The 23,607-nt window shown below is 45.5% G+C and carries 22 protein-coding genes; 19 read left to right on the top strand and 3 right to left on the bottom strand.

Features of this window, described 5'->3' with window-relative positions:
- The first annotated feature begins 95 nt into the window (after positions 1–95).
- The 5 genes from BM210_RS20730 to BM210_RS20710 all read left to right on the top strand — a co-directional run bounded on the left by BM210_RS20730 (position 96) and on the right by BM210_RS20710 (position 5,495).
- Positions 96–953, top strand: a complete 858-nt coding sequence (locus BM210_RS20730) for an ABC transporter permease (protein ID WP_091173056.1) — start codon at positions 96–98, stop codon at positions 951–953.
- A gap of 21 nt (positions 954–974) precedes the next feature.
- Positions 975–1,844, top strand: a complete 870-nt coding sequence (locus BM210_RS20725; RefSeq protein ID WP_256223871.1) for a carbohydrate ABC transporter permease — start codon at positions 975–977, stop codon at positions 1,842–1,844.
- A 43-nt stretch (positions 1,845–1,887) separates the two neighbouring features.
- A complete protein-coding gene (locus BM210_RS20720) occupies positions 1,888–3,435 on the top strand; it encodes an extracellular solute-binding protein (protein ID WP_091172948.1) in 1,548 nt (515 codons plus the stop codon).
- A gap of 32 nt (positions 3,436–3,467) precedes the next feature.
- Positions 3,468–4,775, top strand: coding sequence for a Gfo/Idh/MocA family protein (locus BM210_RS20715; protein WP_091172946.1), 1,308 nt, complete (start codon positions 3,468–3,470; stop codon positions 4,773–4,775).
- Between the two features lie 267 nt (positions 4,776–5,042).
- Entirely contained in the window at positions 5,043–5,495 is a 453-nt protein-coding gene (locus tag BM210_RS20710; protein WP_091172944.1) for a GNAT family N-acetyltransferase, read from the top strand.
- Between the two features lie 130 nt (positions 5,496–5,625).
- Here BM210_RS20710 and dapA read toward each other — a convergent pair whose 3' ends face one another.
- Positions 5,626–6,513: a 4-hydroxy-tetrahydrodipicolinate synthase gene (gene dapA / locus BM210_RS20705; RefSeq protein WP_091172942.1), complete on the bottom strand. Its 888-nt coding sequence runs from the start codon at positions 6,511–6,513 to the stop codon at positions 5,626–5,628.
- Between the two features lie 111 nt (positions 6,514–6,624).
- Between dapA and BM210_RS20700 the strand changes: the two genes are divergently transcribed.
- The 10 genes from BM210_RS20700 (at position 6,625) to BM210_RS20655 (ending at position 17,070) form a co-directional block, all read left to right on the top strand.
- Entirely contained in the window at positions 6,625–7,500 is an 876-nt protein-coding gene (locus BM210_RS20700; protein WP_091172940.1) for a LysR family transcriptional regulator, read from the top strand.
- A gap of 104 nt (positions 7,501–7,604) precedes the next feature.
- Positions 7,605–8,048, top strand: coding sequence for a hypothetical protein (locus BM210_RS20695; RefSeq protein WP_091172937.1), 444 nt, complete (start codon positions 7,605–7,607; stop codon positions 8,046–8,048).
- 197 nt (positions 8,049–8,245) lie between these two features.
- On the top strand, positions 8,246–8,761 hold the full coding sequence (locus tag BM210_RS20690) for a GNAT family N-acetyltransferase (protein WP_091172935.1): 516 nt from the start codon (positions 8,246–8,248) through the stop codon (positions 8,759–8,761).
- A gap of 171 nt (positions 8,762–8,932) precedes the next feature.
- Positions 8,933–10,273: a M20/M25/M40 family metallo-hydrolase gene (locus tag BM210_RS20685; protein WP_091172932.1), complete on the top strand. Its 1,341-nt coding sequence runs from the start codon at positions 8,933–8,935 to the stop codon at positions 10,271–10,273.
- A gap of 148 nt (positions 10,274–10,421) precedes the next feature.
- Positions 10,422–11,960 carry a glutathione ABC transporter substrate-binding protein gene (locus tag BM210_RS20680; RefSeq protein ID WP_177237923.1) on the top strand — a complete coding sequence of 513 codons (1,539 nt, stop codon included), beginning with the start codon at positions 10,422–10,424 and terminating at the stop codon, positions 11,958–11,960.
- A 58-nt stretch (positions 11,961–12,018) separates the two neighbouring features.
- Positions 12,019–12,939: a nickel ABC transporter permease gene (gene nikB / locus BM210_RS20675; RefSeq protein WP_091172927.1), complete on the top strand. Its 921-nt coding sequence runs from the start codon at positions 12,019–12,021 to the stop codon at positions 12,937–12,939.
- A gap of 15 nt (positions 12,940–12,954) precedes the next feature.
- Positions 12,955–13,857 carry a nickel transporter permease gene (nikC, locus tag BM210_RS20670; protein ID WP_091172924.1) on the top strand — a complete coding sequence of 301 codons (903 nt, stop codon included), beginning with the start codon at positions 12,955–12,957 and terminating at the stop codon, positions 13,855–13,857.
- Between the two features lie 53 nt (positions 13,858–13,910).
- Complete coding sequence (locus tag BM210_RS20665; protein WP_091172921.1) at positions 13,911–14,909, top strand: ABC transporter ATP-binding protein; 999 nt, start codon at positions 13,911–13,913, stop codon at positions 14,907–14,909.
- Entirely contained in the window at positions 14,890–15,855 is a 966-nt protein-coding gene (locus tag BM210_RS20660) for an ABC transporter ATP-binding protein (protein WP_091172919.1), read from the top strand. Before BM210_RS20665 ends, BM210_RS20660 begins: the two co-directional genes overlap by 20 nt.
- Positions 15,856–15,882: 27 nt before the next feature.
- Positions 15,883–17,070 carry a M20 family metallopeptidase gene (locus BM210_RS20655; protein ID WP_091172916.1) on the top strand — a complete coding sequence of 396 codons (1,188 nt, stop codon included), beginning with the start codon at positions 15,883–15,885 and terminating at the stop codon, positions 17,068–17,070.
- A 32-nt stretch (positions 17,071–17,102) separates the two neighbouring features.
- Here BM210_RS20655 and BM210_RS20650 read toward each other — a convergent pair whose 3' ends face one another.
- Together BM210_RS20650 and BM210_RS20645 are read right to left on the bottom strand one after the other, a co-directional pair.
- Positions 17,103–18,041: a LysR family transcriptional regulator gene (locus BM210_RS20650; protein ID WP_091172914.1), complete on the bottom strand. Its 939-nt coding sequence runs from the start codon at positions 18,039–18,041 to the stop codon at positions 17,103–17,105.
- 177 nt (positions 18,042–18,218) lie between these two features.
- The gene (locus tag BM210_RS20645) at positions 18,219–19,334 is read right to left on the bottom strand and encodes a DNA alkylation repair protein (protein WP_091172912.1); all 1,116 of its coding nucleotides are present in this window, start codon (positions 19,332–19,334) and stop codon (positions 18,219–18,221) included.
- Between the two features lie 530 nt (positions 19,335–19,864).
- On the opposite strand from BM210_RS20645, the gene BM210_RS20640 reads away from it, so the two are divergent.
- The 4 genes from BM210_RS20640 to BM210_RS20625 all read left to right on the top strand — a co-directional run bounded on the left by BM210_RS20640 (position 19,865) and on the right by BM210_RS20625 (position 23,449).
- Positions 19,865–20,638, top strand: coding sequence for an ABC transporter permease (locus BM210_RS20640; RefSeq protein ID WP_091172909.1), 774 nt, complete (start codon positions 19,865–19,867; stop codon positions 20,636–20,638).
- Positions 20,635–21,426: an ABC transporter permease gene (locus BM210_RS20635; protein ID WP_091172907.1), complete on the top strand. Its 792-nt coding sequence runs from the start codon at positions 20,635–20,637 to the stop codon at positions 21,424–21,426. Before BM210_RS20640 ends, BM210_RS20635 begins: the two co-directional genes overlap by 4 nt.
- Positions 21,427–21,495: 69 nt before the next feature.
- Positions 21,496–22,467 (top strand): ABC transporter ATP-binding protein, encoded by a 972-nt coding sequence (locus tag BM210_RS20630; protein WP_091172905.1) that lies wholly within the window; start codon positions 21,496–21,498, stop codon positions 22,465–22,467.
- Between the two features lie 163 nt (positions 22,468–22,630).
- The gene (locus tag BM210_RS20625; protein WP_091172903.1) at positions 22,631–23,449 is read left to right on the top strand and encodes a class I SAM-dependent methyltransferase; all 819 of its coding nucleotides are present in this window, start codon (positions 22,631–22,633) and stop codon (positions 23,447–23,449) included.
- Positions 23,450–23,607: the final 158 nt, after the last annotated feature.

Below are 23,607 nucleotides of genomic sequence, written 5' to 3'. Positions count from 1 at the left end.
AAGCGCTTATGATTTAGTTGTCATAAGTAATCAAGACTGGGAGGTGTCACGTGTTTGGGAAAAATTATATAGTGAAGCATTGGCAAATTTACTCAATGATTGTGCCAGGTTTATTGTTCTTTGTTATATTCAGATACATTCCAATTATTGGAAGTTTAATCGCTTTCCAAGATTATAATGTATTTTCAGGGATATGGGGCAGTAAGTTTGTTGGTTTCAAACATTTTGAGAATTTGTTTATGTATCCCGAATTTTTGCGAATTCTGAGCAATACGCTCTTAATTAGTTTGTACCAGCTCATTTTTGGATTTTCCGCACCGATTATTTTGTCTCTGCTTTTAAACGAAGTACGGAAAATGGTATTTAAACGAGTTATCCAAACGGTCATTTATTTGCCGCATTTTCTTTCATGGGTTATCGTTGGCGGTTTGGTTATTAATGTGTTGTCCCCAAACTATGGAATCGTCAATGAATTGCTGAGCTATTTCGGATACGAGAAAATCTTTTTCTTACAACAGCCGGAATATTTTCGCAGTATAGTCGTTGTTTCGGGAATTTGGAAGGAAGTTGGTTGGGGAACGATCATTTACCTGGCGGCTCTTGCAGGTATAAATCCGGAGCTTTATGAGGCTGCTGATGTAGATGGAGCTAGCAAGCTTCGGCAGGTGTTCAGCATAACCTTACCAGCCTTATTGCCAACAATCATGGTGCTGCTGCTTCTTAGAATTGGCAATATTCTTGATTTGGGCTTCGAACAAATATATATCCTGCTTAACCCGCTAATCAAGGAAACAGGGGAAATCATCGACACTTACATCTATGAGGTGGGGCTGCTCGGTTTCCAATACAGCTATACAACGGCAATCGGCATATTCAAATCGGTCATAGGTTTGATTCTCATCGTGGGTGCGAACCAGCTCAGTAAAAAACTAACCGGCAATTCACTCTACTGATTAAGAAATGAGGTATAACACATGTTTCGGATGGATACGCCGAGAAAGTGGTTTGTTTCGTTTAATTATATGTTTCTGACACTTGCTGGAATAGTTATGCTGCTGCCATTCATCAACATATTGGCAGGTTCCTTCAGCGGTGGAACAGCTATTCTGCAAGGAAGGGTTACTGTATTTCCCGTAGATTTTACATTGGCGAACTATGGGGCCGTTCTGAACAATGCTGCCATGTGGAAGTCATTCGGCGTTACCGTCTATATTACGGTACTGGGAACGCTGCTAAATCTCCTATTTACTTCTTTGATGGCCTATGGCCTGGCAAAAAAAGAATTGAAGGGCCGTTCTTTCTTTATTCTGATCGTCCTGTTTGCGATGATCTTCCCAGCTCCGCTCATTCCTTCCTATTTGATAATCAAGTATATGGGCATGTTGAATACGTTATGGGCGCTAATCATTCCTGGTTTAATAGGTGCATTTAACTTGATCATCATGATATCTTTTTTTCAAACAATTCCGGATGGATTAACGGATGCTGCAAAAATCGACGGCTGCAGCGATTACCGTACATATTGGAGCATTGTGTTGCCTTTGTCTCTGCCATCACTGACCACGATTGGCCTGTTTTATGCAGTTGGCCATTGGAACGGATATTTTTCCGCCATGATGTATTTAAGAGATCCGGGTCTTTATCCGATGCAGGTCAAGCTGCGCCAACTCATAGTCGACAGCGATGCGGCCAATGTTATGCAAAGTGTGCAGATGATGATGCAATCGGTGGAAGGGATCAAAATGGCGACGATTATTGTTGCCACTGTACCTGTGTTGTTGATTTACCCGATGATCCAGAAGCATTTCATAAAAGGGGCAATGCTTGGATCCGTCAAAGGGTAATTCACATAGTATTCCATTATTATAAACAAAGGAGAATTGCACAATGAAGAACACAAAGCTGAAAACGGCTATTTGTATGGTTGCGGCCATCGGTATGATCATCGGCTGTTCCAATCAATCGGAGCCTGGCGCTAACGGAAAAGCTGCAGAGCCTGCAAAGAACCCAACAATCAAAGTCGCGCTTGGCACAAGAGGGATTCCCTATGTGGAAGGGTCATCTAACATTAATGAAGACAAGTATGTAAAGAAGCTCCGTGAACTATCCAAGACGGATTTGAAATTAGAGCTCATTCCACACCGGGAATTTAATCAAAAGCTTACGCTGCTGCTAGCCGGCGGGGATCTCCCGGATATTCTCCAGCATAACGGGATTAACACTCCAGAAGTGGCGCCTGCCGTAAACAATGGAGCATTTTATGAGCTGAACGATTTGCTTCAAAAATTCGGCCCTAATTTGTTAAAGAGAATACCTAAGGAATCCTGGGATTCTTCCGCAATTAGCAAAAATGGTAAAATATATGCAATTCCAAGCGAAAACTATGTACGGAATTCCGTCGTATACGTGCGTAAAGATTGGCTCGAGAAATTGAATATAGCAGTCCCCAAAACGATCGACGAATACGTAGCGATGCTGAAAGCTTTCAAAGAAAAGGACCCGAATGGAAACGGCAAGCCTGATGAAATTCCTTTCTCGGGTCGGCAAAATTTCGCTTTCTCCGATGTATTTTTTGGAGCGTATGACGTGATTCCCGACGGATGGAAATACGAGAATAATCAGTTGGTACCCAACTTTATACGGCCTCAAATGAAACAGGCGCTTGAGCTTCATCGCATGATGTACAAAGAACAGCTGATGGATAATGAGATTTTTGTACAGCAGGGCAAAGACTGGGATGCAAAAATTAAAGGTGCAGCAAGAGTTGGCATGTGGCTCCATGACCCAAGCTACCCGGATAAATGGCAGTCAGAAGTCAGACAAAGCGAACCGAAAGCCGAGCTCATCAATATTCCGTCTCCTACAGGTCCAGACGGTAAAGGCGGTTCGGGGTTAGGCTCTGCTATTGGAAATGTATGGTCGATACCCAAATCAAACAAAAATCCTGAAGAGGCGATTAAGTTTTTAAATTGGTTTTATTCCGATGAAGCTCAAAAGTTCCTTGATTACGGTCTGGAAGGTGAAGATTACACAGTTGAAAACGGAAAAATCAAATATAAATACGCAACAACCGTGGATGATATCAACAAAGAAAACATGCATTTAATGTTTATGCGGTTTGTCGGACCTTCCTATTTAGCCAACGAGGAGTTTATGAAGGGCCGCAAGGACTCCGATTTAATCTTAAATGCGCTCAAAGTGGCCAATAGTGAAGGCCGTAAAAATGACGGTCTTGGCATGGAGTTATCGCCGACTATGCAGACGAAGCCAGAACTAGGCAAAAACGGTTTGTGGATGGAGACAGCAGCCAAAATTATTACCGGCAAGGACCCAATCGACAGCTTTGACAAGTTCGTGGAAGATTGGAAAAAACGGGGCGGTGATCAAATCATTAAAGATGCTACGGATTGGTACAACTCGGTAAATAAAAAATAAGCCGGATAGAGCAGCGAGGGGGAATTACAACGATGAATATTAGTCATATCGAAGAAATAGAGAGCAACAAGCCGGTCACGGTTGTCATCGTAGGAGCGGGGCACCGCAGCTTGCTTTATGCTTCTTATGCCGAAAAGCATCCAGACCAGCTTCAAATCGTAGGTGTGGTGGAGCCGAACCCCATTCGCAGGAAGCTGACAGCCGAACAGTTTGATTTGGATGACAACTGCTGCTTCGAAACCGTAGAACAGCTTGCAAAAGCACCCAAAATTGCGGATGCCGTCATTAACGGGACTATGGATGATCTGCATGTAGAAACGACAATCCCCCTTCTACAAGTGGGTTATGATGTCCTTCTTGAAAAACCGATTGCAACGTCGGAAGAAAACATGCTGAAGCTGTATCAAACCGCTAGAGAGTATAAGAGAACCGTGATGGTTTGTCATGTGCTGCGTTATGCACCGTTCTACAAAGCGATTCGCGAAGTAGTTGCGTCCGGCGATATCGGGGACATTGTCAACATTCAAACCACTGAACATGTAAGCTATCATCATATGGCGGTATCCTTCATTCGGGGGAAATGGAATTCTGAAGAGAAGTGTAAATCATCGATGCTGATGGCCAAATGCTGTCATGACTTGGATATTGTAACCTGGATGGTAGGGAATCAACCGAAAAAAGTGAGCAGCTTTGGCAGTTTAATGCAATTTAAGCCGGAAAATGCACCGCTAGGTGCAGGAAAACGATGTATGGTGGATTGTCAAATAGAGGAGAACTGCGCTTACTCCGCACGAAAGCATTACATTGAGCAGGGACGCTGGGGCTTCTATGTATGGGACAATTCACATCTGGGCATGGAGCAAAACACGAATCAAAAAATCGAGGCGCTTCGTTCAGACAGTCCGTATGGTCGATGCGTATGGCATTGCGATAATGATGTGGTGGATCATCAGTCCGTCATCATCGAATTCAACAATGGCTGTACGGCGACCCATAATATGGTTGGGGCGACTTCGAGGCCATGCCGTACTATTCACATTGTCGGTACGAAAGGGGAAATAACAGGTATCTTGGAAGACGGCAGCTTTGTGATCAGACATCCCGATCCGCGGAAAGGCCACGAGTACTCGGAAAAGCGGATAACGGTTGATGTTACTGATGACAGTCACGGTGGCGGAGATTTGCTGCTTGTTGCTGATTTTGTGAGAATAATGCGCGGAGAAGAACCGTCCCTTTCTTCTACTTCTCTTGAGAAATCCATTTACGGACACCAGATTGGCTTTGCTGCAGAACGTTCACGCCTTGAAGGTAGAACAATGGGAATTGATGAGATCAATTAGTTTTCTAGCCTGTCTGTGTGTGGGCAGCTATAATAAATTTCAAGAGCAGTCGAACCTCAGGGTTTGACCTGCTCTACATGTATCAGGGTCATTCGTGATGACAGCTGGTGGAGCAGACGCAGGTGAAGGCTTCCAACCACTTTAAGCGGTTGTGGACGGATGATTGGTTTGTGCAGGTTAACGTTTATTGACTCTGATTGCCTTATGATGATGGATGGTATAGCATTAAAGCATATTGTACTCAATCATTTGTAAAGGAGTATAACCATGGAAATCCGCAAGTTACGATCTAATGAATCGCCCCCGATGGAACTGTTACTATTAGCAGATCCCTCTGAACAAATAGTTAAAGAATATCTCCAACGAGGGCAATGTTATGTAGTAGAGCAGAGCGAAGCTATTATTGCCGTTTATGTGTTATTGCCTACAAGACCTGAGACCGTGGAGTTGGTGAATATAGCTGTCCACGAGAATCACCAAGGCAAAGGGATAGGTAAGCAGTTAGTCCACCACGCTATTAACAACGCGAAGTTCCAGAGTTACAAAACCATCGAGGTCGGCACGGGCAACTCAGGGATCGGACAGCTCGCTCTATATCAAAAATGCGGGTTTAGGATGGTTGGGATAGATAGGGATTTTTTTGTCAGACACTATGCAGAAGAAATTATTGAAAACGGTATACCCTGCGTAGATATGGTGCGATTATCCCAAGACTTGTGATGTGTTGCCCATGAATGAATATCAAATGCGGCGATCTGGAATATCATTTATAAATAAGCTGCCGAGAGGCAGCTTATAATGGTGACGTGAGAAGAATGGAGCACGTAGTAAAGTTTCACAATCGTTAACCTTATGAATAGTTCGATGAGTTAAATAGCTGATCCAATTCCAGCTGTAAGGGTGCGGTAATCGGCCCCATCGGTAAACGCAGGGTGTCGGACGAGATCTTACCTTGCCGGGCAAGCAACCATTTGAGAGGGGCAGGATTGGATTCCTGGAAAAGCTTTTGAATTAATGGAACCAGCAGATCGAATGCCTGCTTAGCTTGAATAAAGGCACCATTACAGGTAAGTCGAAAAACATCGAGTAAAGCTTCTGGAATGACATTAGCTGATGCCAGCATCCCACCGCAGGCCCCTTGGCTTAACATGGCTTGAAAATAAATGTCATCCCCGCAAAGAATAGGTTTTGTATCGTGTCGTGTCAATTCGGAGATAAGCTCCAAGCCACCTGAGCTATCTTTTAAACCAATAACCCCGTCCAGATCCATAATTCTTCTTATCATATCCGAGCTTAAGCGGACCCCCGTGCGAGAAGGGACCTCGTAGGCTATAATCGGAATTCCAATCTGTGCTGCACGCCGATAATGTTCAAGAATGCCCTCCTGCGATGGTCGACTATAGTAGGGCGTTACTACAAGAGCCGCATCCGCGCCGATTTGTCCAGCCATTTCTGTCCGTTTTACTGTAGAAACAGTGCTATTCGTTCCTGTGCCTATGATAACGGGGATTCGTCTCTGCTGCATGCTTGCTTTTGTCGTCTGTACGAGCTCTACCACCTCTTCCCAGGAAACTGTCGGAGCCTCACCCGTAGTCCCATTAATGACCAGTCCTTGAATATCCTTGGCCAGCAGCTTCCCTATATAGTTCTGATACGCATCCAGATCCAATTCTTCATTTGGAGCGAAGGGGGTCACAACTGGTACATATATGCCCTTTAAATCCTGTTCATTCAGCATACTTTTTCCTCCCATACTGCTTTAGTAACTTTACTTTAACATGGATTATTACATCACAGTTATCTATAATAAGTGATGGAGAGTATCAATAATATTGATGTGGAGGTCAGGATGGAGCTTATCTATTTCCAAACATTCAGAGAAGTCGCTGTACGACAAAGCTTTACACGGGCAGCTGAGGAGCTCGGGTATGCACAGTCCAGTGTGACCATGCAGATTCAGAAATTGGAGAAGGCCTATAGCGTAAAGCTGTTTGAACGATATGGCAGAGGACTGCGCCTTACTTCGGCTGGAGACGAGCTGCTGAAGATTACGATACAGATGCTTGATCTTTATCAGCAGTCTAAGGAAAAGCTGACCAAACAAGGGGGAGGAACCCTTTCCATTGGGACGATTGATTCCTTAGCTTCATACTTTCTTCCACCCTGGATTCAGCAAATTCGGCACCAATATCCCGATCTTGCTATCCGGCTTCAACCTGATCGTGAAGCACTCATTGTCAACAAAGTCAGAGAAGGCGAAATCGATATGGGGCTCATCCTGCAAAATAAACCCTCGGACCCAACTCTAAGCTGGATGCATTTAAGAGAAGAACCTCTGGTGCTCATCGCCAATCCGAATCACTCCTTAACCATACACGATCAAATAGAGTTCGAACATCTAAATGGCGTTGAATGGATTATGGCAGAGGATAGCTGTAACTACCGAATAATGCTGGAAAAGGTACTGAGAGCAGAAGGGGTATCGTATCATATCGGCTTGGAATTAGGTAACCCCGAAGCTATTAAAAGATGTGTTAGGGTCGGTTCAGGGATTTCTCTTTTGCCGAGAATGGCAGCTGAAGACGAGATACAAAGAGGCGAGCTAGTAGTCCTTCCATTTGCGCATCCCGACATTCGATTGGACCTACAAATGATCATTCACCCCAAAAAATGGATGTCACACTCGTTACTGGACTTTATTGAAATGCTGAAATCGAGCTCATAGGTTGCCTTATAGCCAGACAGGTATCCGCAACATTCCTTTATGAAAATCCGTATATATTTTGAGTTCTGCGGGTTATGGGTCCATCTATAGGAGGGTGGTTTCTAATGAAAAAAATAAAGGGTTCGTCATGGTTACTTCTCCTGATCTTGATATATTTGATGGCAGGATGCGGGAATACACCATCTGTTAACGAGTCAGAACCGCCTAACGCTGTGGGATTTGTAGAAAAGAAAGAGATTCTGTTTATTAAAGGCTCCTACCAGTGGCATCAAGCTATTGCAGACGCCCCAAGTCCAGATAACTTGGTAAAAAACGCAGCCATTTATGTCGTAAAACCAAATGCAGAATTAACTTTGACCTTTAAAGGTGAAGAACCAAAGGAAATATGGGGCGGGCTTTGGGAAAACCAAAACTACACACCCTTACTTAAAGAGAAAAACATGATCCGTCTTCCATCTAAGCCGGGCATATACGTACTTACTGTGGGGGGCAAATGGTCTGGTGATGATCGCGGAAGCTATGCTGCAGCAGTTGAAGTAAAAGAGTAAGTTGTATGAAGCGGGGGCTGACCCCAATTAAGCTCCGAAGAGGAGAATATCGACAATGGTGAGGACGCTATCCATGTAAAGGCTGCCGCAATAACTGCGGTTTTTTTCTGTTCAAGTGCAAGTTAATCGGAAGCTGAAGATTTAGACAATGAACAATAAACAGCAGTAAACTATTCCTATATTGAGGAGAAAGCCAAATGATGATACTTGAAACGCCCAGACTGTATTTAAGACACTATATCAATGAGGATATCGATGCTTTGTATCACCTTTTTTCCGATCCGGAAACGATGCAATTTTATCCATCTCCTTTCAGTTTCCAGCAAACAGAACAATGGATTCAAAGAAATATAGCAAGGTACGATAAGGATGGATTTGGGCTTTGGGCTGTCTGTTTGAAGGATACCCATGTATGTATTGGCGATTGTGGTCTGATTAAACAGCAAATAAACGGCAAAACAGAAATTGAGGTCGGGTACCACATTAGTAAACAGCATTGGTCCAAAGGCTATGCATCGGAGGCAGCCTTAGCTTGCAAGGAGTATGGATTTTATCAAGTAGGCTTGAGTAAATTAGTTAGCATTATAGACCCAAGAAACATGGCATCTATACGTGTGGCAGAGAAGATTGGTTTTAGCAAGGAAGAAGAGGCTGTTATATTCAATAAGAATCACTACATTTATTCGTGCGATAAAGCAAGCAAAAGTAAATAATTAAAAAAATTTTTATCGATTATTGATAAAATTATAAATTATACATTCAAAAAGTGGGGTGTTATACTAGGGTACAAATATCATGTTACGAATCATTACATGGAGGGGGATCACGTTAAGCAGACTGCGCGTATATGCTTCTTCCAAGAAATACGGAGATGAGGACACCCTATGGAGCTTGTATATCGCTATATCGAACAACATCAAGACATGTACGTGAAATGGCTGCAGGATTTATGTAAGATTCCGAGTGTCTCGACCCAGAATAGAGGGATTGAGGAAGCGTCTCGGATGGTAGAGGACTACTTGCAGCAAATGGGCGGTTCCACTGAAATTATTGAAACCAAAGGTCACCCGGTTGTGTATGGGCATTTTTTTTCCGGTAACAAGAAAACGATTTCATTTTATAACCATTATGATGTCCAGCCTGAGGATCCGATTGAATTGTGGCGGTGTGATCCTTTTGCGGCTGACATTCAGGGTGATGTGCTGACGGCCAGAGGCTCCGCTGATAATAAGGGTGCGCTTATGGCACGTATTTGTGCTATTCATGCCTATCAGCAAGTGTACGGTGAACTTCCCATTAATATCAAATTTATTGTGGAAGGGGAGGAAGAGAAGGGCAGCCTCAATTTACCTGATTTTATAGAGAATCATCCGAATAAAGTGAAAGCTGATTTGTGCATTTGGGAAAATGGGATCATTTATGCAGATAAAAGCATTGAACTCAAATTGGGGACCAAGGGTATTCTTTATATTGAATTGGTCGTAAAAGGCGCTAGCTCGGATATGCACTCCCTGAATGCCGCAGTAGTCGTGAATCCTGCATGGCGATTGGTATGGGCGCTCAGTACCTTAAAAAATCAGGAAGAACAAATACAGATAGATAAGTTTTATGATCGGGTATTGCCGATGTCGGAGGCAGAGAGTGAAATTCTCGAAACGATGGATTATCCCGAGGAGGAAACGCTGCAAAGATACGGAATCGATCAATTTTTATTGAATCTAACCGGCAAGTCCTTGAAGGAAAAGCTGATTTTTCAGCCCACATGCAACATTTGCGGGATATACTCCGGGTATTCAGGGGAAGGCTCCAAAACGGTTCTACCTTCAGAGGCGAGGGCCAAGCTTGATTTTCGTCTTGTTCCTGATCAAGATCCCGAGGAGATTGTGCAGCTGCTAAGAGAGCATTTGGACTGTCACGGCTTTGAGGACATTGAGATTATTGCCAGAAAAGGAACACGAGCGGCCAAAACCGATCCCACCCATCCGCTTGTTCAGAAAGTGATGCAGGCAGCGGAGAAAGTAAGCGGTAAAGCGCCCCAGAAGGTTTTGATGAATCCCGGTTCAGGACCGATGTACCAGCTTTGTCAGCAGTTTGGTATTCCGACGATTGGCTTTGGAGTGGGAAATGGAGATTCCAGGAAGCATGCTCCTAATGAAAATATTTTGGTCAGTGACTATATTTATGGTATAAAGATGGTTGCTGCGGTTATTCACGAGTTTGCTTAAAAGTCCGATGAATAAGTCCCGCTGCACGGCCGAATATCCTTCCGATCGCTGACGCTTTTCCAAGATCATTTGGTCGATCCGCTCATTATCCACCGGACTTTTAGACCATATATAAGAGTCATTTATATTTTAAAAGGGGGAAATTGTTTTGAAAAAGACATCATTACTACTTGTTTTAGCGTTCGTTCTTCTCCTATCTGCCTGTAGCAGCGGCGCTCCGTCCGCGGGAGATAGTGCCAACGTGCCAAAGGATCTGATTGTTGCTCTAGGCTCTGAACCGGTTACCTTGGACCCTCAAGATACAAGCGACGGTATATCCAATAATGCCAACGAGCTTTTATTCGATAAGCTGGTTACCTTGGATAAAACGAACAATATTGTCCCGCAGCTGGCTAAAGATTGGATTGTATCGCCAGATGGCAAGAAAATTACGTTTACGCTTCGTGAAGGAGCGAAATTTCAGGATGGCACACCTGTCAATGCGGAAGCGGTAAAGTTCACATTTGACCGGGTTATCAACAAAGATAATAAGCTGAATCGCTACTCGTTGTACGCAGAGTTTATCGATAAAGTTACCGTAGACAGTGAATACAAGGTGAGCTTTGATTTGAAATTCCCTTTTGGACCTGCACTGATTACCTTTGCCCATACAAACGGCGGAATTCATAGCCCTAAGAATGTTAAAGAAAAAGGTAAAGATGTAGGCAAATCGCCAGTTGGCTCCGGTCCTTATAAACTTAAGGAATGGGTCCCGGGCAACAAAGTCGTATTTGAGGCTAACGCCGATTATTGGGGCGACAAGCCCAAGATGAAAACCATTACGTTTAAAACTGTAGCTGAAAATTCCGCGCGTTCCATCATGCTGGAAACCGGTGAAGCGGATATCATCGTACCGGTTGTAACTACCGATGTGGAACGTCTTAAAACTAACGATAAAATTAAAATCAATGTGGAGCCAAGCTCCAGAAACTTATATATGTCGATTAATACGACACGCGCACCATTTGATAACGTGAAGGCTCGTCAAGCGTTGAACTATGCGGTGGATAAAGAAACGATAGTTAAGAAAATCATGTCCGGCCAGGCAAAAGTAGCCGATGCGGCAATTGGGGACATGGTGTGGGGTTATTCTTCTGTTGGCGCTTATCCTTATGATCCGGAGAAAGCAAAACAGTTGTTGGCCGAAGCGGGAGTGGCACCGGGAACCACGATTAAATTATGGACACCGGACGGACGTTACTTGATGGACCGTCAAATTGCTGAGTACATTCAAGGCAATCTTCAAGCTGTAGGACTGAAAGTCGAATACCGTAAATGGGAATTCGGTGCTTTCCAGGAAGCGACACGCGATCCAAAAGCAGAATTTAACTTAGCCTTGAACAGCTGGGGTACTTCTACGAACGATGCAGATTGGGGCCTAAGACCGATCTTGGCAACCAAAGGCGCAAGCAACTATTCCAAACTGGCAAATCCCGATGTGGATGCTTTAATCGACAAAGGGATGAAATCGGCCAATCCGGATGAACGTAAAAAGATTTATAATGATGCGCTCAAGCTGATCAAAGATCAAGCTCCATGGATTTTCCTGCTGGATTACAAACAAACCACAGGATATAGAAGCAATCTTGACAATGTGTATAACTGGAACAATGAGCGACTCATCCTTCGTGATGTTGTCAAAAAATAATAAGGTTTAGCGGATCAGGGGGAGCATATCCCCCTATTTTTGTAAAGGAGGCATCCAGTTGTTTAGTTATATCATAAAGCGTGTGCTCCAGATGATTCCTACCTTGATTGGTGTATCCATTCTTGTATTTATCCTGATTCACGCCGTCCCGGGAGATCCTGCCCGACTGGTTGCGGGAAATGATGCCACTGAAGAGGATGTTGCGCTAGTTCGTGATCGCTTGGGATTAAATGAGCCTTTGTATGCGCAATACGGAACGTATCTGGTCAACCTGGCAAAAGGAGATCTGGGTACGTCGCTGCGCTCCAACAGGCCTGTAATGACGGAAATTTTAACCCGTTTTCCAACGACGATTATGCTAACCCTAATGGCTATTGTCATTATGATTATTGTAGGGCTTTTTGCCGGAATTTTCTCTGCTACGAAGCCTAACAGCTTGAGAGATAATGCGACTATGATGTTTTCGTTATTCGGGATTTCCATGCCTGTGTTCTGGCTGGGTCTTATGCTGATCTTAATTTTCTCATATTATCTTCGTATTCTGCCTTCAGGCGGCAGCGACAGCTTTAAGTATTTTATTCTTCCTGCGCTGGCCATCGGACTTTCTTCTTCCGCTATTTTGGCTCGCCTTACCCGATCTTCCGTGCTGGAGGTCATTCATCAGGACTTTGTGCGTACGGCCCGCGCGAAGGGCGTCAAGGAAAACCTGGTCATTTATAAGCATACCTTGAAAAATGCGCTTATCCCGATTATTACGATCATCGGCTTGGAATTTGGCCATTTATTGGGCGGAGCGGTACTCGCGGAAACCGTATTTTCCATGAACGGGCTAGGACGATATGTGATTCAATCGATTCAATTTCGCGATTATCCGGCGATTCAAGGCACCGTGCTGTTTATCGCCACGATATTTGTCATTGTCAACCTGATTGTTGATCTATGCTACAGTCTTGTAGACCCGAGGGTGAGATATGATTAAGAAAGGAGCCATTTCATGAGTCAGTCAGCATCGGCATCACAAGCTGAAAGCAATCCATTTGAGCAATCCTATACGCCGCGCTCACCTGTACAGATGATGGTAAGCCGATTCAAAAAAAATAAAAGGGCCATGGTCGGACTGTGGATGGTTGTGATCTTCGTCATCGTAGCTCTTTTTGCGCGTTTTATTGCTCCTTATGATCCGTTCGTTCAAAACATGGATTTGATGCTGGAGCCTCCGACATGGAGTCATCCGTTTGGGAATGACGAGTTTGGACGGGATATTTTATCGAGAGTCATTTACGGTGCCCAAATTTCGCTAATGATCGGTATTGTCGGCGTATTGATTTCTGTAGTTTTCGGCGTAGCACTCGGGACGATCTCCGGTTATTTTGGCGGGTTCGTTGATTCTATAGTTATGCGTATTATGGATATTTTCATGGCTTTCCCGAGCTTCCTGCTGGCGCTTGCCATCGTTAGTGTCTTGGGACCAAGCATGGTCAATGTAATGATCGCGATCGGTATTTTTTCTGTGCCGACCTTCTCACGGATTTCAAGAAGCGCTGTCATTTCTGTAAAAAACAAAGAATACATTGAAGCTGCCAAAGCGATGGGTGCCACGAATGCGCTCATTATATTTAAACACGTCATTCCCAACAGCATTGCACCTATTATTGTTTTATCTACACTGCGCATCGCCACGGCGATTTTGACAGCCTCAGGGCTTAGCTTTCTGGGCATGGGCGCACAACCTCCTTCACCGGAATGGGGAGCTATGCTAAGTACAGGCCGCGAATATTTGCGGACAGCACCCCACGTCAGCACGATACCAGGGCTGGCTATCATGTTTATGGTGCTAGCATTTAACATGCTGGGCGACGGTCTGCGCGACGCTCTAGATCCTAAAATGAAGCTATAATCGACTCGCTTCAAGGTGTAATGAAATGAATCTGTGATGTGGGAGGTCAAACATTGAAGAAAAAGCTGCTGGATATTAAAGAGCTCAAAACGTACTTTTATTCCGATGAAGGTGTAGTTCCGGCTGTAGATGGTGTGGACATCACGATTTATGAGGGAGAAACGGTAGGAATCGTTGGTGAATCCGGCTGTGGAAAAAGTGTAACCTCATTAACCACAATGAGGCTTACACCGGGCAAAGTGGTCGGGGGCTCCATCGAATTCAATGGTAAGGATCTATTGGCTCTTACGGAAGCGGAAATGAGAGGCATTCGCGGCAATGAAATGGCTATGATCTTTCAGGAACCGATGACTTCATTAAATCCGGTGTTCACGATAGGTCAGCAGATCGGTGAATCTGTGGAAATCCATTTGAAATATAGTAAGCAAAAGGCAAGAGAACATGCGATCGAGATGCTCAAATTGGTAGGTATGGCGAGGCCTGAGCAAATCGTAGATGACTATCCGCATCAGCTCTCTGGTGGGATGAGGCAGCGTGTCATGATTGCGATAGCGATGTCGTGCCAGCCCAAGCTGCTCATTGCCGATGAGCCGACTACTGCACTGGACGTAACGATTCAGGCGCAAATCTTGGATTTGATGAGAAAATTAAGAGCTGAGCAAAATACGGCGATTATGATGATCACGCATGATTTGGGTGTAGTAGCCGAAATGTGCGATCGTGTCGTGGTCATGTACAGCGGTAAAGTCGTGGAAGAAGGGGATGTTATCGCAATCTTTACGAACCCCAAGCACCCTTACACGCAAGGATTAATGAAATCCATACCTACATTGGATGGCGATGAAAAAAGATTGTATTCCATTCAGGGCAACGTGCCGGTTCCTGGCAGCTTACGCAAAGGCTGTTCGTTTGCTCCTCGATGTGAATTTGCCATGGACATGTGCCGCACAAATGCACCACTGCTGGAGGAAGTCGAACCAGGACATTATAGCCGCTGCTGGCTTCATTCATACAGTCAGGGGGAGACCCGAGATGAAAAAACCGCTAATTGAGGTCCATAATTTAAAAAAATACTTCCCGATCAAAAAAGGGATTTTCAGTAAAACCGTTAATCACGTTAAAGCTGTGGATGGATTGAACTTTACCATCTACAAAGGGGAAACGCTGGGTTTGGTAGGGGAAAGCGGCTGTGGCAAGTCGACTACCGGGCGAACGATACTCCAATTACTGGAGCCTACCGAGGGTGAAGTCCTATACGAAGGGCAAAATCTGGTTGGCATGAAGCCGCAAGAGCTAAGAAAACTTCGCAAAGATTTGCAAATTATTTTTCAGGATCCTTATGCCTCTCTGGACCCGCGTTTGACGGTAGGCGACATTATCGCAGAGCCGCTGCAGATTCATAACATCGCTTCAGGAAAAGAGATGGACCGTCGCGTCGAGGAATTGTTGAATGTCGTCGGTTTAAGCAGCTATCATGCCAAACGGTATGCACATGAATTCAGCGGTGGGCAGCGTCAGCGGATCGGGATTGCACGGGCTTTGGCCTTGAATCCCAAGCTGATCGTTGCGGATGAGCCTGTCTCTGCGCTGGATGTATCCATTCAATCCCAGGTAATCAATTTGCTTCAGGATTTGCAGGAGCAGTTTCAATTAACGTACTTATTCATTGCCCATGATTTGAGCGTCGTTAAGCATATCAGTGATCGGATCGGCGTGATGTATTTAGGCAGAATTGTGGAGCTTTCCGATAAAAACGAGTTATTTAATGCGCCTAAACATCCGTATACGAAAGCTTTGTTGTCTGCCGTGCCGATCCCGAATCCTTTAATTAAGAAAGAAAGAATTGTACTGCAAGGGGACGTTCCAAGTCCTGCCAATCCGCCCTCAGGCTGTACATTTCATCCCCGTTGCAGCGAGTGTATGGCAATTTGCCGGACAGAAAAGCCGGAGCTTAAGGAAGTCAACGGCCAATTTGTCGCATGCCATTTGTATAATTAATGAGAATGTCATCTGGAGGTAGAGCGTGTGAGTAAGTCCAAACAGAACATATATGCTTCGGTGGATAGCCTTCGGGATACCATAATCGGAATTAACGATTTTATACACGATCACCCGGAATTAGGCAATAATGAGTTTCAAGCAGTGGAATTATTGACCCGTACCTTAGCTGCCCATCATTTTCAAGTGGAGCAGGGGCTTGCCGGCTTGCCGACAGCTTTTAAGGCCACATATGCCAATCAAGCAGGCGGTCCGATAATTGGATTACTGTGCGAATACGATGCTTTGGAAGGATTGGGGCACGGATGCGGACATAACCTGCAAGCCTCTTCTATAGTAGGGGCAGCCATTGCGCTTTCGCAAAATCTGGGAGATGTGCCGGCAACGATCGTTGTTTATGGGACTCCTGCAGAAGAAACAACCAGTGGTAAATTACCTATGATCAAAGCCGGTGTTTTTGATGACATAGACGTAGCCTTAATGATGCATGGAGGCGACCGCACGACAGTAGACGGCAAATCGCTCGCTATGAATTTGATCGATTTTATATTCGAAGGAAAAGCTGCGCATGCTGCCGTAGCCCCGGAGAAAGGGATTAGTGCACTTGACGGGGTTCTTATGACGTTTAACGCCATAGAATATTTACGTGAGCATGTCCGCTCAGACGTTAAAATGCATGGAGTGATTACCAACGGGGGCATTGCAGCGAATATTGTTCCTGATTTGGCTACAGCTCAGTTTTATGTGCGGGCAGCAGACCGTCCCTATTTGGACACGGTATTGGAGCGGGTGTATAATGCGGCACGTGGGGCGGCTCTTGCCACAGGAAGCAAATTAACGATTAAAGAAGTAAAAAGATGTGAAAATAAAGTCAACGTGGACAGACTGAATCAAGTCTTATTGAAAAACGCCGAAGAAGCAGGGATTAAGGAAATATCTCCTCCAAGATCGAGTACAGGCTCTACTGATTTTGGCAATGTGACATATATTGTTCCCGGTGCCTGTCTGCGGGTCGCTTTTGTTCCTTTCGGTACGGCCAGTCATTCTACCGAATGGGTTGAAGCTGGAACGAGTGAAGAAGGGCATCAGGCTGTAATCTTGGCTTCGAAAGCTCTTGCGTGCTCCGCTTATGATTTAATTACGGTACCTAATCTGCTTCTTGAAGTGAAAGAAGAATTCGATAAAGCCAAAAGTGCATTTATGAGCAGCTTATAACATAAACCCAAAAGAGACTGAAGAGATGTTAATCATCCTTGAGTCTCTTTTTCATGATTTCGTCCTATTAATTCTTGAAGGTTTAAGGATTTGATATGGTTAATAAATTCATTGACCAGATTGATTTCCAAAGAAGGCTCCTTGTAAATGAGCCATGTTTTTCTGACCAAGGGCTGTCCGCTTCGGAAGGTCATGAGATATTTGTAAAAGGTGTCCTGCGGATGCAAGCAGAGCTGGGGAACGATAGAATAGCCGAGCCCATGCGTGACAAGCTGCTTGCACGTTTCATAGTTGCTGACGTTCATTGTAATATGTGGAGGAGCGTTATACCGATCCTTCCACCACCCATCGATCGCTTCCAAAAGAAGCGTGTCGGGTTTATAGCCGAACTTATTAAGTGGAGGCGTATTCGTTCGATAGCTAATCCGAGGCAGTAATGGGAGCTGCTCCAGATCAATTTCATTTTTGGAAATGATATAAAAAGGGTCCTCACTCATCAAATATTTTTGATCAATCCAGTTGAATTCCCCTCTAACAATCCCGACATGAAGGCCGCCATTTTCGAGAGCCTGAAAGATCTCCTGGTTCGTGCTCGTGTTCAGGTATATTTCTGTTTTGGGATACAGCTCAAGAAACTGTTGAAGAACAGGGGCAAGCCTATATTGCGTAAAATGGCTGGAAACTCCAAGCCGCAGCGTCCCTTGAATCTCGCTCTTTAAGTTAATAATGAATTCTTTAAACCGCTGGTCCTCTTGCAGTGATTTCCTTGCATAGTCGACAAGATGCTTGCCTTCTGTTGTGAACTTGATGTTCTTGCCTACCTTTTGAACAATTTGCAATTGATACTGCTTTTCCAGCTGCCGGATTCTATACGTTAGGGCCGGTTGGGTAATGTAAAGGCGTTCCGCTGCCTTGGACAAATTTTGTTCCTCAAATATGATGAGTAAAACCTTACAGTCTTTCTCGTCCACTACGCAACCCCTCTAACGTATTAATCTGATCAAAGCCTAAGCACAATGGGACATTATCGTTTTATTATACTGCTGTTGTTCATGCTTTCCAATCAAATAGGTGCCAAAGGCTGGATTCCCTATGAATGAAAGGTGCATGAAATCAACAGCCCTATTATTTCTGTGCTTCTTCTGAGGTCAAGCTGTAGGCGTCTCTTCAAGCTGGATCATCGTAAAAGCAACCTCGTGTCCATTTACCAGCAAGGCTATTCGGTGCTCGCCCGGATAATGACGACGGGTGGTGAGATCCGACCAGCGATGAGTTCGAGTGCCGTTTAGAGAGGTGCCGCCAGGCACAGTTTTGTCGGATAGCAGGAACAACTTGCGTGATGTACGTCCTCCGGATTTTATAAATTCGATTCCGTATTCAATGCGGACATGAGCCGGTTCGCCTTCCCGAATGCGCAGCTCGTACCGCAGCTCGCAGATTCCGCCAATTGGCAGCACAGAAGGCATGGCCGACCATATCTCGCCGCTAGTAAGAGCCGCAGACTCTGTCGCTTCCGCATAGCCAAAAAGCGTCATCACCTCAGGATAAGCCTTGCGGATCATGGTTCTGCAGCCGTGTCGTACAATCCAGTCTGTATGTGGATGGATGCCTTTCCAGCGACGAGCAGTATCCAGCACAACCGAGGGGTGATCCTTCGCGATGTCATTCAGGTTGTTGGCAACACTTTTGCGTACATAAAGCGAAGCATCTTCCTTTAACCGCTCCAACACCTGCAGCACTGGAGCCGGGTTCTTTTTAAACATAGGGAGTGCTTGTCCCCACGGCAGCCGTGGTCGGCAGCCCTCACTCGCCAGCCTTCGGACATGCTCATCCGGATGAGTGGACCAGATCTCCATTTGAGACATCATTCGCTCCGGCTCGCTCAGCAGGAACGGCCTTACGGCAAATTCCGCTGAGGACTTCGGTGTGAAGCGTTCCAGAGCTTTCATGGAAAGCGCCCAATGTTCATCCGCTTGGCCAAATGTCTCCACGAAATCAGGAAAGAACAGGTAAGGAAAGCCAACACAAGTCTCGTCGATGGCAAACAGGATGTCTATTGCTTCTTCATATCGGTTCGGCAGATGCGCCCCTAACGTCTGGGTAATCCGCCGCATCCGGGCCTTCAATTCCAGCCCCTCCCACGTATCATCCATTGACGCTGCAATGAAACTCTCCGTTTGGAAAGCTCCGTAAGCAGCACGTACTTTTTCGCCAAAGCTGCGCAAAAAATGTTCATTGTACATCGCCTTTAAAGGTTCTCCCACTATCTATCTCCTCCTCTTGTTAACCATTATAACGGATCGACCGAAGTGATTCACTGTGTCTCAAGAGAAATAATTATTTACCGTTACAATGAACGCAATAACCTCATCATACGGTTTTGAAGAGAGTAGCCCCTTTGTAGGATGCAGCGCATCTGGATCCCATTACTCGCGCGTGGAAAGTAGGCAGTATAAGAATGAAAGAATGATTGGTAAACGTACAAAAAAACCTTTGGAACGAGTGTCCAAAGGTGGATAGGAATTGAAAAGCATTGCTCTTCAATTTGTAGTTAGAATCCATATAAACAAAAATAAACGACGCGCATAGGCCCCGTAGGTAAATTTTAACTAGAGTTGATTTTTTCAAAGTTCAACTAGAAATAGAAATGTAACCGCTCTCTATAATAATAGAATAACACACGGAAAAGAAACAGTCTAGTCTTTTTTTCCAATTTACTTTATATTTTACATGTTGCTTCGATTATGTCACCGTTTGAAAGCAGATCTCAGAGTGGAAAGAGCTGGAGGTGCTCATGTTTTCCTTAACGTTAGCCCGCAAAGGGTATCTGAATCAATTGCAGTACCGGAAAGCGCACTTACTTCGGATGCTCGCCAGTGTCGCGATCGGATATGTATACATGTCGATCTGGGCGGGTATCAGCCATGATCAGTCGCTTGGTGAATACGGACTGCATGGAATGATCAGTTATATTGCGTTCAATCAAGCCTGTATCTGGATTTTATTTCCGTCAGGGGGATTAGGGATTGACGGCATGGTTCGAACCGGACAAATCGCTCACGAACTGATGAAGCCGATGCCGTTCTTCTGGTACTTACTCAGCCGGGAATGGGGACAGTTGGTCTATCAGTTCCTGTACAGTACTATACCCATCTATCTCATCTATGTTATTTTCCTGCAAATTCAAACACCTCAGCATCCGCTAACCTGGCTGTGGACCTTCATAGCCCTCATTTTATCCGCTTATCTCTCACTCTGTATATCCTACCTGGTTGGAATCACTGCCTTATGGACCACGGAGTCACGTTGGTTATGGCATGTGCATCATGCGCTGAATATGCTGCTCTCCGGATTTTTTATTCCTATAACCTGGCTGCCCGGGTGGCTTAAGACCATTAGTCTGTTCTCTCCTTATCCTTGTCTGCAATATTATCCGACACGAATTTATCTTGAATTAGATGCTGTTACGGTTCTCGGTCATTCTCTGATTTGGTGCTTCGGACTGACAACCGCGGCTTTGCTGCTGACCCATACGATGCGTCGCAAGGTGGAGGTGCAGGGCGGATGAGCTGGATACAGCTGTATGCCCGTATGGCGGGAGCTAGCCTTCGCGGACAGATGCAGTACAAATTCAATTTTATTTTTTCTACAATGATGGCTTTATTCATGTTCTCGCTGGAATTCCTGACTGTGGCAACAGTTATTTATCGTTTCAATGGTATTCAGGGTTGGAGTGTGTATGAGGTTGGGTACCTGTTTACGATCATGATGTTCACCCGAGCCTTCTATAGGATGTTGGCTTCGGAAGTCAACAATTTTGAAAAATACCTGGTGCAAGGCCTGCTGGACGGCCTGCTAATTCGTCCGGCGCCAGTGCTGCTCGTGTTAATGACGCGGAATTTTCGTCCGATGCTAGGGGAGCTCATTCTTGGTTTGATCCTGGTTAGTATATGTCTCCAGCATTTGATCGCGAGCGGGCAGGTGTCTTGGTGGGTGATCCCACTTACCTGCGTGATTGTGGTGAGTGGGACGGCAATCACCTTTTCAATTGGATTGGCAACAGCAGCGGTAGGCTTCTGGACACATCGGATCGATGATTTGCAGCGGATCACGGATAATGCAGCCACTATTGCGGGGCAGTACCCTTTGACTATTTATCCACAGTGGATGCGGGTCGTTTTACTGACGATTGTGCCGATGGGCTTTACCGCCTATGTGCCGTCGCTGTATGTGATTCGCGGTGAGCTGGGACCCTGGGTGGTGTTTGCCACCTTAACGGTAGCGCTCCTGCTCCTGCTCGCGGCGCTGCGTTTCTGGCGGTACGGGATTTCGCATTATCAGAGCACGGGAACGTAATTAGGGTACGCAAGCTATGCCACGACCGCAGCGAGACTCATTCATTGGGCGTCTAAAAGGAGGAAACGTATGATTATTGCCAAAAGCTTGCATAAGACATTTCGAATTCCTATCGTCAAACAAGGTCGATTGCAGGGGCTGAGAACTTTACTTGCGCGAGATTACCGCTTGGTTGAAGCCGTAAAGGATATCAGCTTTGAGATACCAAAAGGCGAATTTGTTGGTTATATTGGGCCGAACGGAGCGGGTAAATCGACTACGATCAAGATGCTCTGCGGCATTTTGCACCCCACCTCTGGAGAAGTGACAATTAATGGGCGTAGTCCGCAAAAGAATCGGATGGAGCTGGTCAGGCAGCTGGGTGTAGTGTTTGGTCAACGTACACAGCTGTGGTGGGACCTTCCGGTCAAGGATTCGTTCGAGATTCTCGCTGCGATGTACAAGATCGGAAAGCCGGCTTATGCACGCCAACTGGCGAAGCTGAGTGAGGTATTGAATTTGCAGGAATTTCTCGACACCCCGGTGCGGAAGCTGTCACTTGGTCAGCGAATGCGAGCCGATCTGGCTGCGTCTCTGCTCCATGATCCCGATTTGCTGTTTCTTGATGAACCGACGATCGGGCTGGATGTGCTCGCCAAAAAGCAAATCCGTGAGCATTTGCGGCTGTTAAACCGAGAGTTGAACAAAACGATTTTGCTAACTACTCACGATATGGACGATATCGAGCAGTTATGCAGCCGAGTCATTGTTATTAATCAGGGTCAGGCGATTTATGATGGCACGCTGCAGCAGCTGCGGGGAAGAATTGGACTTCCAACGAGGATGAAAATAACGTTTCGCGAAGCTATTCAACAGCCTGCCATCCATACAGCTCCTTATGAGATTCAAATGATTGATTCGCGTATGATGTCTGTGGCCTGCAATCGGCAGGAAACGACAGCGATGGAGGTGCTGCAGACGATGAGCGCTTGGGGAATTATTGAGGACGTACATATGGAGGAGCCGGATTTTGAGGAGGTTATCCATCGGGTGTACGGATAATGCCTACCGAATGGATAGGACAAACGTTATGCTGACGGAGTAAAGAAAGCCAAGGTACTTCAACTGTAATATGAAATGGATGCATAGAAATCGGGGCGCGTGGATACATCGAATTAACTGGTGCATGAAATCAATAACCAAAACTGGAGAGGTGGCATAGCATATGTTTCCTGATTTAACACAGCACCCAGAATGGCTGCGGGGACAAACGATAGAATGGTGCAATCGACTTGCTGAGCAGACCGGAAAATATGAGTACCCGTGGAATGCGATCATTGAAGGGGCGGCAGCGGAAGATATCTTCTGTGAGGAGCTGGCGAAGGTGGTGCGCGGTAAAGCTCTTGAGGTAGGCTGCGGACATGGAGTTTTTGCGAATCGTTGGGCGAGCCAGGCTGAGGAAGTCGTTGGTTATGATATGACGGAAGGCTTTTTGCTTACAGCAGAACAGAACCGTAAACCGAATGTTCGTTTTGTGCTGGGTAATACGAAAGAGGGTCTACCTTTCAAGGACCATGAGTTTGATCTCATTTATACGAAAAAAGGCCCGACCAGCTGGTATCCTGAAGCGAACCGGATTCTCAAGCCGGGAGGTCATCTATGTTCTCTGCATCCTGGCGATGCAAATGGGGAAGGCATTGAGCTTGGGAGCTACTTCCCCAGACTTTTTGCGCCACCGCAGCAGGGTACGCCCATTCTGGATAAAATTAATCGATTGCTCTCGCAAAGCGGTCTTGAGGCGTTCTCTATTCGCAGACTGCGGGAAACGTCGTACCTGCCTGCTGTTGAGGATGTGCTTCAAATCATCGGATTTGGGCAAACCGAGGGATTTATTCAATACGTAAAAGAGAATTGTCTGGAAAGAATACGCAGCCAGTTTGATCTGCACCGCAGTGAACAAGGGTTGAAAACGATCGGCTTTTATTATCTGATTCAAGCCCAAAGTGCAAGCACTCCGGGACCGGAAGGATTGGCGGGCGTCTGATGGGATGCATCGGATTGCTGCGGCTAGAAGTGCAGTGAATATAACGTGGAGGAACAGCTCCGCCCAGCAGTGCCACTTATTCACCCTAGATATAGATGGTTGTAGTTCTTCTCTCTTGAAAGGTGTATGATGAGGCTGAAAGCAAGTCCAACTATACC

Origin of the sequence: Paenibacillus sp. 1_12 (assembly GCF_900114475.1) — a bacterium.
Taxonomy (GTDB): domain Bacteria; phylum Bacillota; class Bacilli; order Paenibacillales; family NBRC-103111; genus Paenibacillus_S.
This window is presented reverse-complemented; position numbering and strand designations above follow the sequence as displayed.